The sequence below is a fragment of the Filomicrobium insigne genome, from assembly GCF_900104305.1.
GTDB lineage: Bacteria > Pseudomonadota > Alphaproteobacteria > Rhizobiales > Hyphomicrobiaceae > Filomicrobium > Filomicrobium insigne.
The window spans coordinates 260,872-275,144 of sequence record NZ_FNJC01000004.1; the positions used below are offsets into that span (position 1 = coordinate 260,872).

General features: G+C 56.7%; 11 protein-coding genes. All 11 read left to right on the forward strand.

The genetic code is table 11. From position 1 onward, the window contains the following. The first annotated feature begins 62 nt into the window (after positions 1-62). The 11 genes from BLS30_RS14930 (at position 63) to BLS30_RS14980 (ending at position 14,170) form a co-directional block, all read left to right on the forward strand. Complete coding sequence (locus tag BLS30_RS14930) at positions 63-737, forward strand: response regulator transcription factor (protein WP_046478372.1); 675 nt, start codon at positions 63-65, stop codon at positions 735-737. Beyond that, entirely contained in the window at positions 727-2,112 is a 1,386-nt protein-coding gene (locus BLS30_RS14935) for a sensor histidine kinase (RefSeq protein WP_090229934.1), read from the forward strand. Before BLS30_RS14930 ends, BLS30_RS14935 begins: the two co-directional genes overlap by 11 nt. Before the next feature lie 188 nt (positions 2,113-2,300). Continuing rightward, positions 2,301-2,810: an RT0821/Lpp0805 family surface protein gene (locus BLS30_RS14940; protein WP_082101174.1), complete on the forward strand. Its 510-nt coding sequence runs from the start codon at positions 2,301-2,303 to the stop codon at positions 2,808-2,810. A gap of 108 nt (positions 2,811-2,918) precedes the next feature. Continuing rightward, entirely contained in the window at positions 2,919-4,118 is a 1,200-nt protein-coding gene (gene ccmI / locus BLS30_RS14945; protein WP_090229937.1) for a c-type cytochrome biogenesis protein CcmI, read from the forward strand. A gap of 18 nt (positions 4,119-4,136) precedes the next feature. Continuing rightward, complete coding sequence (gene ccmE, locus BLS30_RS14950) at positions 4,137-4,595, forward strand: cytochrome c maturation protein CcmE (RefSeq protein WP_046478375.1); 459 nt, start codon at positions 4,137-4,139, stop codon at positions 4,593-4,595. Positions 4,596-4,619: 24 nt separating this feature from the next. Further along, positions 4,620-6,599, forward strand: coding sequence for a heme lyase CcmF/NrfE family subunit (locus BLS30_RS14955; RefSeq protein ID WP_090229939.1), 1,980 nt, complete (start codon positions 4,620-4,622; stop codon positions 6,597-6,599). A gap of 19 nt (positions 6,600-6,618) precedes the next feature. After that, positions 6,619-7,122, forward strand: a complete 504-nt coding sequence (locus tag BLS30_RS14960; protein ID WP_090229942.1) for a cytochrome c-type biogenesis protein — start codon at positions 6,619-6,621, stop codon at positions 7,120-7,122. Positions 7,123-7,270: 148 nt separating this feature from the next. Continuing rightward, positions 7,271-8,842 (forward strand): Do family serine endopeptidase, encoded by a 1,572-nt coding sequence (locus tag BLS30_RS14965; RefSeq protein ID WP_090229946.1) that lies wholly within the window; start codon positions 7,271-7,273, stop codon positions 8,840-8,842. Positions 8,843-9,056: 214 nt separating this feature from the next. Next, positions 9,057-9,737, forward strand: a complete 681-nt coding sequence (locus BLS30_RS14970; RefSeq protein ID WP_046478377.1) for a response regulator transcription factor — start codon at positions 9,057-9,059, stop codon at positions 9,735-9,737. Beyond that, positions 9,721-11,139 (forward strand): HAMP domain-containing sensor histidine kinase, encoded by a 1,419-nt coding sequence (locus tag BLS30_RS14975; RefSeq protein ID WP_090229948.1) that lies wholly within the window; start codon positions 9,721-9,723, stop codon positions 11,137-11,139. Before BLS30_RS14970 ends, BLS30_RS14975 begins: the two co-directional genes overlap by 17 nt. 64 nt (positions 11,140-11,203) lie before the next feature. Further along, a complete protein-coding gene (locus tag BLS30_RS14980) occupies positions 11,204-14,170 on the forward strand; it encodes a bifunctional [glutamine synthetase] adenylyltransferase/[glutamine synthetase]-adenylyl-L-tyrosine phosphorylase (RefSeq protein ID WP_090230299.1) in 2,967 nt (988 codons plus the stop codon). Positions 14,171-14,273: the final 103 nt, after the last annotated feature.

Sequence of the window (14,273 nt, forward strand, 5' to 3'; positions counted from 1 at the left end):
CTAGGATTTCTCTTACGCTTCCTTAATAAGGGGTGTCGGGAAACAAATCGGGGCACATTCCATTGCGCGTTCTTGTCGTTGAAGATGATCAGGATCTCAATCGTCAACTTGTCGACGCCTTAAGTGGTGCTGGATACGCTGTTGACTCCGCCAGTGATGGGGAGGAGGGCTACTTTCTTGGTGATACCGAGCCCTATGATCTTGTGATCCTCGATATTGGCCTGCCCAAGATGGACGGCATCTCGATCCTTGAGCAATGGCGGCGCTCTGACCGGAAGATGCCGGTGATCATTCTTACTGCGCGCGACCGCTGGAGCGACAAGGTGCAGGGCATCGATGCGGGTGCCGACGACTATCTGGCGAAGCCGTTCCACATGGAAGAGTTGCTCGCGCGTGCTCGTGCACAGATGCGGCGCGCATCAGGACATGCTTCTAGCGAGATTGAATGTGGGAGTGTCCGGCTCGATACCAAATCGGCCCGGGTTACGTGTGACGGGACGCAGATTAAGCTGACGTCTCACGAATATCGTCTACTTGCGTATTTGATGCACCATAACGGACGCGTTGTTTCGCGGACGGAACTCGTTGAGCATCTGTATGATCAGGACTTTGATCGAGATTCAAACACGATCGAAGTGTTTATTGGGCGGCTTCGCAAGAAAATTCCGACGGATGTGATTGAGACCGTGAGGGGGCTGGGCTACCGCATGAGTTGCGGCGGCGGCGATGAAGCTTAACTCTCTCGCTTTTCGTATGTTTGCTACGTCAGCAGTGTGGACACTGCTGGCGCTACCTCTCGCTGGCTTGCTCATTTACTCGCTCTATCGCGAGGATGTTCAGACCAGTTTTGATGGCCAACTACAGAAGCTCGTGATCGCGATCGATGTGGATAGTATGGCCGCGACCGGTAATGAGCCTGTGGCACCTACGAACCGGTATGAACCTCTATTTGAGGTCAGCAAGTCGGGCTGGTACTGGCAGATTTCGCCGGTCGGGGATGCGGCGGGGCCTGTTCTTGCATCTGTTTCCCTGGGTAACGCGCGCCTCACGTCCCCATATGCGCTTGGGTATCCAGTGGACCCGGAGACGAATACCCGTTGGCGCAATGATGTGGGTCCCAGTGGCGAGCGTGTTCGGATCGTCGAAATTCTCGATACATTGCGAAATGACCCGGACGGTCAGCAGTATTCGATCATCGTTGCTGGGCCGCTTGAATGGTTTGAAACGTCGATCGTGAATTTCCGTAACCGGCTGACGATAGCCTTGGCCTTGGTAGGGCTTGGCTTGATGCTGGTTACGTTGTTCCAGATCCGATTCGGCCTAGCGCCGCTGAAGCGGGTGCAACGCGCCCTGGCGGAGATACGATCGGGCCGGGCGACACGCCTTGAAGGCCAGGTCCCAACAGAGATTGAACCGCTACAGGAAGAGCTTAACGCGCTGATCCAGTCAAATCTCGATATCGTGGAACGGGCGCGTACGCAGGTTGGCAATCTCGCACACGCCTTGAAGACACCGCTGGCGGTAGTGACCAACGAAGCGCGCGAGCACAAGGGACCGCTCGGCGAAAAGGTGGCCGAACAGGCTAAAATCATGGGTGATCAAATCACTCATTACCTTGATCGTGCGCGGATGGCGGCCCGGGTGAGCGTTATCGGCCGTTCAACGCCCGTTTTACCTGTCGTCGAACCGTTGGCCCGCGCTCTTGAGCGGATATACCGCGATAAGGGTGTCAGCATTACCGTGACGTGTCCCGAGGATGCGAAGTTCCAAGGAGAGAAGCAGGATTTAGAGGAGATGCTTGGCAACCTGCTCGACAATGCGGCTAAGTGGTCGCGTGGGAGCGTCTACCTCAGCGTGGCGGTACCACGTCGGACTGCGCGGCCTCAGCAGCGTCGGCTTAAGATTGTTGTGGAGGATGATGGGCCGGGGCTGACGAGTGAGCAACGAGCTCGTATTGGTCAGCGCGGACTAAGGTTGGATGAAACCAAGCCTGGGTCGGGTTTGGGGTTGTCGATTGTGATCGAGTTGGCTCAGTCCTACCGAGGCAGCCTCGGGCTCGATGAATCGGCGAAGGGTGGATTACTCATCCGTTTGGATCTTCCGGCCGTGTAGTTCGGTGTTACGGGCTTGTGATGGGGCTTCGGTGGCTGTTCGGCCACAGCGGCGTCGAACTTTTGCCCGAATCCAAAGTGTTATCGGCAATACAATGCTGCCATTGTTATGAAGCTCCCTAACGCAATGCGCGGCTCAGTATTTGTCCAGGCGCGGTTATCCGCACCTGAACCAGCAGGAAACGTACGATGGGCAAATTGCCGTTCTCCGTAACGGGTGTTGCAACCGGTTCGGTTTTAAAGTGCCTTGTTGTTGCAGGAGCTGCGCTTGTGCTGGCTGGTTGCGGTCCTGAAGGGCCGACGAAGGCTGATACCGGTACGGTGGTCGGCGCTGTTGCCGGCGGCATCATTGGCAACCAAGTTGGCAACGGCACGGGACGTGTTCTTGCGACGGTAGCGGGTGCGTTCGTCGGCGGTATCGTCGGTCATTCCATCGGTCAGTCGCTTGATGAGCAGGATCGGATGTTGGCGCAGGAAGCCGAATATGCGGCTCTAGAGACTGGCCAGTCAGGTGTCGCCCGGCCTTGGCGGAACCCCGATAATGGACACTATGGCGAGGTCGTACCGACCCGTACTTATCGGCGTGGTGAATACGATTGTCGTGACTTTAAGCATACCGTTTATATTGACGGGCGGCCGCAGACGATGAGCGGAACGGCCTGCCGTAATCCGGATGGAACTTGGCGCAACGTGGGTTGATCCGTGGCGTGATTGGGTTGCGACCTATAGAGCCGGTTCAGCCTACGGGCCTTGTGTTATTGGGTTCATCACCTTAATCCAAATCCGAGGCTCGGATTTGGATGGCAAATGGTTCTCTGGATAGGGTTTGCGGCATTAACTGCAGCCGTAATTGCGGTTATTACTCGGCCCCTGCTGAGTGCGCGTGTGCAGGCGGCTGCATCGCGTCAAGCGGATTTGGCCGTTTATCGAGACCAAATGGCTGAAATTGAAGCCGAGCGTGCGCGTGGTCTTATCGAAGCAGCGGAAGCAGAAAGCGCCCGCGCGGAGCTCGGCCGCCGTGTGTTGGCAGTTGCTGGTTCCGGTCAGGGCGATGATACCGGAACGACTGGGATCGGAGAGCGGTATCGCTCATGGGTGTCTGTGGCCTCTGCAGTGCTCATCGCCTTAGCTGGTGCGGGTGTTTATCTAAGTCTCGGTGCTCCCGATCTGCCCAGCAAGCCCCATGCAGCGCGTCTCACCACTCCTAACCAAAATGCAACTGTCGCCGATCTTATCGGCAGGGTCGAGGCTGAGCTGCGCGCACATCCCGAAGACGGCCGGGGTTGGGATGTTCTTGCTCCGGTTTATCTCCGACTGCAGCGCTTTGCTGAAGCGGCCAATGCCTACGCGCAGGCCATTCGCTTGCAGGGCGAAAGCCCAAAGCGACTTGCAGGCTTCGCTGAAGCGACCATTCTCGACAACGACGGGATTGTGACGGAACCTGCACGCAAAGCTTATCAGCGTCTGTTGGAGAGCCAGCCCGATTTTGCTGAAGCACGTTTCTGGCTAGCTGTAGCGCTGGAACAGGATGGCAAAGGCGATGCTGCAGCGGACGCGTATCGCGCGTTGCTGGCATCCGCACCTGAAGATGCCCGATGGAAAGAAGTCGTTGCTCAGCGCTTAGCCACCGTCACAAGGCAACCGGTAGAGGCAGGCAACGAGAATAAGGCAGAAGACAAGACAGCTGCGGTTCAGCCGAATGGTTTGCCGGAAAGCTCAGAGACTCCGCGAGGTCCATCTGCGGCCGATATCGCTGCAGCGCAATCGATGACAGCGGAGCAGCGGAGTCAGTTCATCAGTCAAATGGTCACTCAGCTTGCGGCCCGACTTGAGCAAAAGCCTGATGATCTTGCGGGGTGGATACGGTTGGTACGTGCCTATACGGTGTTGGGCCGGAAGGACGACGCGTTGGCGGCACTTGATCGCGCGAGAAAGACATTTCCTGACGGCAGCGAGAATAGGGCGGCGCTCGACGGCTTGGCTGTCGAACTCGGTCTTGGAACGTGACGGATCTTAAGGAACATCATGACGCGTAAGCAGAAAAGAGGGGTTCTTATCGGCGGCGGGGTTGCTCTGCTGGCCGTTGCAGCCATCCTGGTTATGTTTGCGCTGCGTGATACGATCGTTTTTTTTCAGACGCCGAGCGATGTCGCGGCTCACAAGGTTGAAGCTGGCAAACGCTTTCGGCTTGGTGGGTTGGTGGCGGAAGGATCGGTGAAGCGGGGCGCTGGAACCAAGGTCCAGTTTGCCGTAACCGATACACTTGAGACTGTGAATGTCACTTATGAAGGGATACTTCCGGATCTTTTCCGGGAAGGCCAAGGCGTGGTGACGGAGGGCAAGCTGACGGATGCCGGTCTCTTTGTGGCCGATACCGTGCTTGCGAAGCACGACGAAAATTATATGCCGCCGGAAGTGGCGGATGCGCTGGAGAAGAAGGGCGTGAAGCTCGGGCAGGGTGCGACTCATCCGGGCAATCAGTAATCGGCAGGAAAGGGTCTCAAGGCGATGATCATTGAATTGGGCCACTTCGCGCTTGTGCTCGCGGTCGTGGTTGCACTCTTTCAGATGATCGTTCCGATGTGGGGGGCGCGTACGGGTGATGTTCGCATGATGGCGACCGGCGAACCCGCGGCGCTCGCGCAGTTCATCCTTTTGCTTCTCTCATTTTGTGCGCTCACCTACGCGTACGTCACATCGGATTTCTCCGTCGCGAACGTGACCGCTAACTCGCACTCAGCGAAGCCGCTGATCTATCGAATTTCTGGTGTATGGGGAAACCACGAAGGCTCCATGCTTTTGTGGGTGCTTATTCTGGCGCTGTTTGGCGCTCTGGTTGCTGTCTTCGGGGGTAATCTACCCTCGCGACTACGAGCCAACGTCCTGTCAGTGCAGTCGTCGATCGCCTTGGCGTTCGGTCTGTTTATTCTGTTTACGTCGAACCCGTTCTTACGACTTGACCCTGCCCCCTTCGAGGGACGTGGTCTCAACCCAATCCTGCAGGATCCAGCCCTCGCGTTTCACCCGCCTTTTCTTTACGCGGGCTATGTCGGGTTTTCGATGGCGTTCTCTTTCGCCATCGCAGCGTTGATTGAAGGCCGGACAGATGCGGCCTGGGCGCGCTGGGTTCGACCATGGACCTTGGCGGCGTGGATGTTTTTGACGCTCGGCATCGCGATGGGGTCTTGGTGGGCTTACTACGAGCTCGGTTGGGGTGGTTGGTGGTTTTGGGATCCCGTCGAGAATGCTTCGTTTATGCCTTGGCTTGCCGGTACGGCGCTGTTGCATTCAGCACTTGTCATGGAGAAGCGCGAGGCTCTGAAAGTCTGGACCGTTCTGCTGGCGATCCTGACGTTTTCACTCTCTCTGATGGGCACGTTCCTTGTACGCTCCGGTGTTCTGACATCCGTGCACGCGTTTGCTGTTGATCCCGAACGCGGTGTTGCGATTTTGGGGATCATGGTGCTGTTCATTGGCGGCGGGCTAACGCTCTATGCGTTCCGTGCGGGCCAGTTGCGGCAGGGCGGCCTGTTTGCGCCGATCAGCCGTGAAGGCAGTCTCGTGCTCAACAACGTGCTGTTGACGACGGCCACGGTTACTGTCCTGGTCGGTACGCTCTATCCACTCGCGCTAGAGGGGGTTACCGGAGAAAAAATTTCCGTAGGGCCACCCTACTTTAACATGACGTTTGTGCCCTTGATGGTGCCGTTGCTCTTGGCGATGCCTTTCGGTCCGTTATTGGCGTGGAAGCGTGGCGATATCCGCGGAGCGGCGGAACGGCTTGCGGCTGCGGCGCTTGTGGCCGTCGTGGTCATGGTTGCCGTCTTCGCGATGTTCGGACGTGGTCCGTGGTTAGCGCCTGTCATGTTCGCTATAGGCGTTTACATCATGGGTGGAGCGATTTCGGAATTGGCGTATCGCGCGAAGCTCGGATTGGTTCCCTTTGCAGAGACGCGGCGGCGTTTCTGGAATTTTCCACGTTCTGTTTTTGGCACTGCGTTGGCCCATTTTGGTGTCGGTTTGATGGTCGTCGGAATAACGGCGACAACCGCCTATCAAAGCGAGCAGGTTATCTTGATGAAACCAGGAGAGAGCCGGGAAATTTCAGGATATGATCTGACATTTCGGGGTGTGGCGCCCCAACGCGGACCTAACTACCGCGAGCAGGTTGGAAAGTTCGAGGTTCATCAGAACGGTGCTTTCGTTACAACGCTGTCGCCATCCAAGCGGGTATACGACGCGCCACCGCAAGCGACCTCAGAGGCCGGCATCCATGCTTCCTGGCGTGGAGACCTGTACACAGTGCTGGGTGATGCGCAGGAGGATGGCGGTTATTCGATCCGGCTCTATTTTAATCCTCTCGTACGCTTTATCTGGCTCGGAGCTCTGATCATGTTTGTGGGCGGAGCGGTGTCGTTGTCGGATCGTCGTCTGCGTGTGGGGGCACCACGTCGCTCGCGCGGGTTTGCAGTGGCTCCTGCCGAATGACCGGAGGCATATGCTTCTAATGGCAACCTTCATACGGAAAGTGCGCGTTGGTATTTGTTCGCTGGCATTGGCGACCACGATGTTTGCCGGTGTTGGCGCGGCCGTGGAGCCCGATGAGATACTTAAGGATCCGGCTCTAGAAACGCGCGCCCGAGAATTATCTCTCGAGCTACGGTGTTTGGTTTGTCAGAATCAGTCGATTGATGATTCCAATGCGCCGTTGGCACGGGATCTGCGGCTTCTCGTTCGGGACCGTTTGAAGGCCGGAGATACGAACCGCGAGGTTTTGGACTTTGTGGTTGCGCGGTACGGCCAATTTGTGCTGCTTAAGCCGCCATTCAACACGCATACGCTGCTGCTTTGGCTTGCGCCGGCCCTGGCTTTGATTTCAGGGATCTGGCTAGCCTATCGTGTGTTTTTATCCAGTCGTGGACGCGATGCGGCAGCACAAACGATTTCGGCCGCTCAGTCACTCACTCCTGACGAAGAAGCTGAGTTGCGCAAAATTCTCGATGAGAAGTGAGGTTTTCAGGCTTGTGGTGTTTTGACGAAGAGAACACCCGCTGAATATTACGAATGTTTAATTCTCTCGAAAGGCTGCTGTAAGCGCGCACGCACTATCTCTTGTTGGTGAACATGCTTGTCGTTTCGCTAGATGGAGACGTGCCCCAATGCCTATCGAGACCAATGAGGTTTCAAAAACCCGTGCCGGAGGTATTTTCCGGTCAAAGAATCTTCGCAATGGTTGTGCTGCCGCGGCGCTTATTGCTGCTGCCGGTGTTTCGGCAGTGTTTTTCAGCCCACCCCAGCAAGCGGTTGCTCAGCTCAAGCCGGAAGCTCAGACAGCTGAAGCGCCGTTCCCCCGCGCGCCTCTGACCTTTGCGGACATCGTTGATAAGGTGAAGCCCGCCGTCGTCAGTATCTCTGTGACAAATGGCGGTAAAGCCATGGCGTCCAATGAGGAGAAACAACAGGGCCAGCCAATCCCGGGCCTGCCAGACCTCCCGGACGATCACCCCCTGCATGATTTCTTCAAGAATCTGCCTAAGGAGTTCCGCGGACCAGGTGGTGGTCAGCCACGCCGTCCTAGCTTGGCGCAAGGCTCAGGCTTCGTCATTTCCGAGGACGGTTATGTTGTCACGAACAACCATGTCATCGATGATGCCAGCGAGATTCAGGTTCAGTTCGACCAGGATCGCAAATTCGAGGCTGAGCTTGTCGGAACGGATCCTCGCACGGATCTAGCGCTTCTAAAAATTAAGAATCCCGACAACATCAAGTTCCATTTCGTGAAGTTTGCCAATAAGCCTTCGCGCGTTGGTGACTGGGTCTTGGCCGTTGGTAATCCGTTCGGTTTGGGCGGTACTGTGACGGCCGGCATCCTCTCGGCGCAGGGTCGCGATATTGGCTCTGGTCCATATGACTATCTGCAGATCGATGCAGCGGTGAACCGTGGCAACTCTGGTGGTCCGACGTTCAACCTCAACGGTGACGTGGTCGGTGTGAACACCGCGATCTACAGCCCCTCGGGCGGCAACGTAGGTATCGCCTTTGCTGTTCCCGCAGCGACGGCGACTGACGTCATCGCGCAGCTGAAGAACAACGGTACGGTTAGCCGTGGATGGTTGGGTGTTAAGATCCAGAACATCGACGAGGATACAGCTGCCAGCCTTGGTTTGAAGGAACCGAAGGGCGCTCTGGTTTCGGAGGTTACGCCGAACGGTCCTGCTCAGGATGCAGGTCTTGAAACCCAGGACGCTATTCTGACGGTTGATGGGTCTGAGATTTCGGATAGCCGGGATCTTGCTCGTAAGATCGCAGCGTATTCGCCGAAGACCAAGGTTGATGTTGGTGTCTGGCGTGATGGTAAGGAGAAGACCATCAAGGTTGATCTCGGACGCTTTCCGACCTCGAAGGACGAACTGGCGGCTCTGAATCAGGGGCAGCCGGCCGAGCCAAAGACGGCTGAGCTCGATCAGCTGGGTTTCTCGCTTGCTGCAGCTAATGACGATAATGAGGAAGGCGTTCGGATTACGAATGTCGATCCTTCATCCGACGCAGCTCGCAAGGGGCTCAAAGCCGGGGATCGGGTGCTTGAAGTTCAGGGCGTGAAGGTGTCGAGCGTTGATGACGTCGTTAAGGGGCTCAAACAAGCGCGCGAAAAGAACCGTCCCGCCGTGTTGCTGCATGTGATGTCCGGCAACGATAAACGGTTCGTCGCTGTTCAACTTAAGAAGAGCTGAGCGCATTGTGCTCACGCAGCCAAGTGAGTGCCACATAGACTATATGTCGGGAGTGGTTCGGGTCATTAGGACCACTGAACCACTCCCGTCTTCTTTTTTAAGAGCGTTCGCATTTTGGTAGGGCTTATGAGAACCCTGGCGGTATCATAATCGTATAAAATTCAGGCCGATAAGGTTTTAATCGGATATCTGCCGGAAGGGTGGATTAGAGACGATGCGCGTGCTCATTATTGAAGACGACAGCGAAGCAGCCAGCTTTCTCGTAAAGGCGTTGAAGGAAAGCGGGCACTCCGCCGACTGGGCAGAGGATGGCGAGACCGGGCTCGAAATGGCCCGTGAAGGCGGCTATGATGTTCTGATTGTTGATCGGATGCTGCCGAAACTTGATGGTCTAACAATCATCAAAACCTTGCGTGAAGAAGGAAAGCAAACTCCAGTCCTCGTGCTTTCCGCGTTGGGCGCTGTCGATGACCGCATCAAGGGCTTGAAAGCCGGCGGAGACGATTATCTCACGAAGCCTTATGCCTACGCTGAACTGCTAGCGCGAGTTGAAGCGCTCTCTCGGCGAACCGTGCCTGAAGAGCAAGTCACGCGTTATGCGGTCGCGGATCTGGTGCTTGATCGTTTATCGCATCGCGTAACCCGTGGAGGTGAAGCCATACAACTTCAACCTCGCGAATACCGTTTACTTGAGTATCTCATGAAGCACGCTGGGCAAGTCGTAACGCGGACTATGCTTCTTGAAAATGTCTGGGACTATCATTTCGATCCGCAGACGAACGTGATCGATGTGCACGTGTCCCGGCTTCGGGCCAAGATTGATAAAAGCTTCGATCGGCCGCTGCTGCATACGGTGCGCGGCGCTGGGTATGTGATCCGTGACGGTAGCGAATAAGCGGACAACAACAGCTTTCTATACGACCGTCTTCGGTGTCACGGCGGCGGCTGTGGTCGCGTTTCTTGTCGTCGCGGCACTCGTTGTTGCCGGTCTTGTGTGGCAGACGAACAAAGTGCTGAGCGAACAGGTTTTGCGGACACTTTCGTCTGAGGCGCAGGTCTTAAGTGCGACGGAGGCGACGGGGGGGCTGGATGCGATCACGCGGGCGATCAATGTTCGCTCTGAGTTAAATCAATCCAATCTCTACTATCTGACGGACGCTACGGGTTCCAAACTCGCGGGCAATCTTTCTCGTTTGCCGTCCGAATTGGCCGATGGGATGACGGGTGGGGTTTTCGACTACACCTCGAATGGCAAAAAGGGAGGATCGGAGCGCATTGCCGCTGGTCTTCCCGTAAGGTTGAGCGGCGGCGGTCTTTTGATTGTCGCGCGTGACATTGAGGATCAGCGGGCGTTGGCGGGCCGCATCCGTATCTTGGCGCTCATTGGCTTTGGCTGCCTTGGCGTTGGTGGTTTGGTTCTGGGTCTGGTGATTGGGAAGAGCGTTCTGTCGCGTGTTGAAGGGATGCGCCAGGCGAGCCGTGCCATTATGGCCGGAGACCTTGCCCAGCGATTGCCCCGCTCGCATACGGGAGATGAACTTGATCGTCTCGCCGAGAGCTTTAACACGATGCTGTCTCGAATTGAGCAGCTAATGACGGGCTTCCGCGAGGTCTCAGATAACATTGCTCATGACCTGAAGACGCCTTTGAACCGACTTCGCAACCGCGCAGAAGCGACGTTGCGAGATGCCACGACGAGTCAGGAATTGCAGGATGGTCTGGGACAGACTATCGAAGCGGCCGACGAGATTATCAAAACCTTCGACGCATTGCTTCTGATTGCGCGGTTGGAGGCCGGCGCCGTATCTTCCACTTTGGAGCCTGTTGATATTGGCGCACTGATACGGGATGCGGTGGAGCTCTATGAGCCTGTGGCGGATGATGCCGGGCTGGCACTGACGTCCAAGGTTGAGCATGACGTGAAGCTCAATGCCAACCGCCGGTTAGTCGCTCAGGCAATAGCTAATCTCATCGACAATGCCATCAAGTATTCCTCCCGACGCAGCCGTGTTGATGGCGACAACCGGCTGGCTGGTCACGTGGAGGTTAACGTACGCCGTTGTGGCGGCAATCGCGTCGAAATTAGCGTGAGTGATGACGGACCAGGGATTGAAGCTGTTGATCGGCAGCGCGTTGTCGAACGCTTCGTGAGGCTGGAGGAGAGCCGCACAGCACCGGGAACGGGGCTTGGGCTGAGCCTCGTATCTGCAGTTGCGCGGCTACATGGCGGTGCTATCCGTCTCGAAGACAACAAACCTGGCCTGCGTGCCGTTGTGGATTTACCTGCCGGTCCCTGATACCTCGATAACGAAGTCCATAACGCTCGGGCATCGAAAACGGGCGAGGATGCGGAGCGATGAGATGGGACTAACAGATCACGAAGCGAGCGGCGCTCTCTATACGCGCATAGCGGAAACTCCTTATGCATCATCTCCAGAGCGCTGGAGGGGTGAAGTCGTAGATTTGCGGGCTTCTGCGGAAGCAGCGGGCTTCGAAAGCGCGACCATCAGCCAAATTCTGTCGGCCCCAAAAACTGAACAACTTCTGATCGGCACGTTTTGCGGCTCCCCCTATTTGTTTGGGCTAGCGCGTCGTGATCCTGCCCGCCTCTTTCGGGTTCTGGCGACGAACCCGGAAGATTTGTTCGAAACACTTAAAGTGCGTTTGGAGAAGTCGACTCAGGCTGCGACAGAGGCCGGCGATCAAGCGGCCATCATGCGTGCGGTTCGCGAATTTAAAAGCGAGGTAGCGTTGCTGACTGCGCTGGCCGACCTGGGTGGCGTGTGGTCGGTCATGACAGTGACGCGGACTTTGAGTGAAACGGCGGATGCTGCTCTGCGTGCGAGCGTCCGCTATCTCTTTGCCCGTGCGATTGCGAAGGGAGACTGGCTTGCATCGGAGGAGGGGGCAGAAGGCGTAGACGGATCCGGTTACATCGTGCTGGGAATGGGAAAGTACGGTGCCGACGAGCTGAACTATTCCAGCGATATTGATCTTATCGTCTTTTTCGACCGGGATCGCGCACGGCTCCGCGAAGGTGTCGAAGCGCAGACGTTTTTTGTACGGCTGACACGCGAGCTGGTGAAGCTGATCCAGGAGCATACGGCGGACGGCTACGTCTTCCGGACAGATCTCCGATTACGGCCCGATGCTGGGGCGACGCAGTTGGCCATGTCGACCGATGCGGCAATGGCCTACTACGAAAGCTTCGGGCAAAATTGGGAGCGGGCAGCATTAATTAAGGCGCGTGCCGTGGCGGGTGATTTGCGTGCCGGCGAGGCGCTCTTGCGGGAGCTGCAACCCTTTATCTGGCGCAAGTACCTTGACTTCGCAGCTATCGCGGATGTGCATGCGATGAAGCGGCAGATCCACGCCTTCAAGGGCTTCGGCAAGATCGGTGTGGCTGGGCACAACATCAAGGTTGGTCGCGGCGGCATTCGCGAGATTGAGTTTTTCGCTCAGACGCAACAACTCATCGCCGGTGGGCGTCAGCGAGACCTTCGTTCAAGACGAACCCTCGATACCCTAGCTACGTTGGCTGAGCGTGGCTGGATTCGAGAAGACGTTCGGGATGATTTGGTGCAGGCCTATTGTTTTCTGCGGCGTATCGAGCATCGACTTCAGATGGTGGCAGATGAGCAAACGCAGCTGCTGCCAGATGATCCTGAGAGGCTTGAGAGCTTGGCCCTGTTTAGTGGGTATGAAAACGTTGAGCAGTTTTCCCTGGCACTGAAAGCCGTGTTCGAGAAGGTCCAGGCACACTACGCGGCGCTGTTTGAAGATATGCCGGAGCTTACGAAACGTGGCTCCAACATGGTTTTTGCGGGGGGTGAGGACGACCCGGAAACAGTAGCGACATTAAAAGCCATGGGGTTCTCTCAGCCTTCTACCGTGATTGCCATGGTGAGGGGCTGGCATCATGGCCGTTATCCTGCAGTACGGTCTCCGCGATCACAGGAACGGTTGACGGAGGTTCAGCCGCTGCTGATCGAAGCGCTTGCTGCGACTGTGGATCCGGATGCGGCGATCGCGACGTTTGATCGGTTCCTCTCACAACTTCCGACAGGCGTGCAGCTATTTTCATTGCTACGCGCACATCCCGGGTTGATGCAACTTGTTGCGCACATTATGGGCTCGGCGCCTCGGTTGGCAGGCGTGTTATCGCGGCGGCGGCGTTTGCTCGATGCGGTGCTCGATCCGCGTACCTATGATACGCGCCCCTCTGCGGCGGAGCTCGACGAAATCATTGCGACGGAGATTGCGGCTGCTCCAGATTTTCAAGGCGTGCTCGATGCTTCGCGCATTGTCGGGAATGAACAGGGCTTTCTGATTGGCGTACGTGTTCTGTCCGGGACGATCGATGCCAGTCAGGCTGGCGGCGCTTATGCGCTTGTTGCCGAACGTCTCATTGCGGCGCTTTTAACAGCCGCGCGTGATGAGCTTGCCCGTGTGAACGGTCAAATTGCCGGAGGCGAGGTGGCTGTCATTGCCATGGGTAAGCTTGGCAGTCGTGAGATGACTGCTGCTTCTGACCTCGATCTGATTGTCGTGTATGATTTTGTTCCGGGTGTTGAGGAATCGAATGGTGAGCGACCTCTCTCGCCGTCGCAGTACTATGCGCGTCTGACGCAGCGATTGATCAGTGCGCTTTCGGCTCCGACGGCGGAAGGCAAACTCTATGACGTGGACATGCGCTTGCGGCCGTCAGGTCAGCAAGGACCGGTCGCGACGAAGATTTCGAGTTTCGTCAACTATCAGACCGAAGAGGCGTGGACGTGGGAGCATATGGCTCTCACGCGCGCACGGGTCGTGGCGGCGACCGGTGACCTCGGCGAACGGGTCACCACGTCAATCCGTGATGTGTTGGTTCGCCCGCGTGATCGGAGCAAGATTGCCAGTGATGTCCGTGAGATGCGTGAGCGTATTTTTGCGGAGAAGGGGGCGACTAATATCTGGAATCTTAAGCACGTGCGTGGCGGGCTTGTGGACCTCGAATTCATCGCTCAGTTTCTGCAACTTGTCTCGGCGGGCCAGAATCCGGAAGTGCTTGATCAAACTACCTACACGTCTCTGGAACGGCTGCGCGATGCCGGTTCCCTCACGGCTGGACAGGCTGATGTCCTTTTGCCGGCAACACGACTCATTCACGATCTCACTCAAATTTTACGTATTTGTACGGATGGCAATTTTGATCGTGATACCGCCCCGCTCGGCTTGAAGGAACTCCTGGCGCGGGCAGGGGATGCTCCCAGTTTTATTATGCTGGAAGAACACCTTACGGTGACCTTGGCCGCCGTGGCCGATATGTTCGAGGAGATTGTTCGTTAAATTTTTTCTGCGCTGCGACGGAATACACTCACTCCTTGCGTTCTTGCTGTCATGAGGGTCACGCCTGGGCCTTTAAATCTGCGTGATGCGCAAGGAGGTTGAA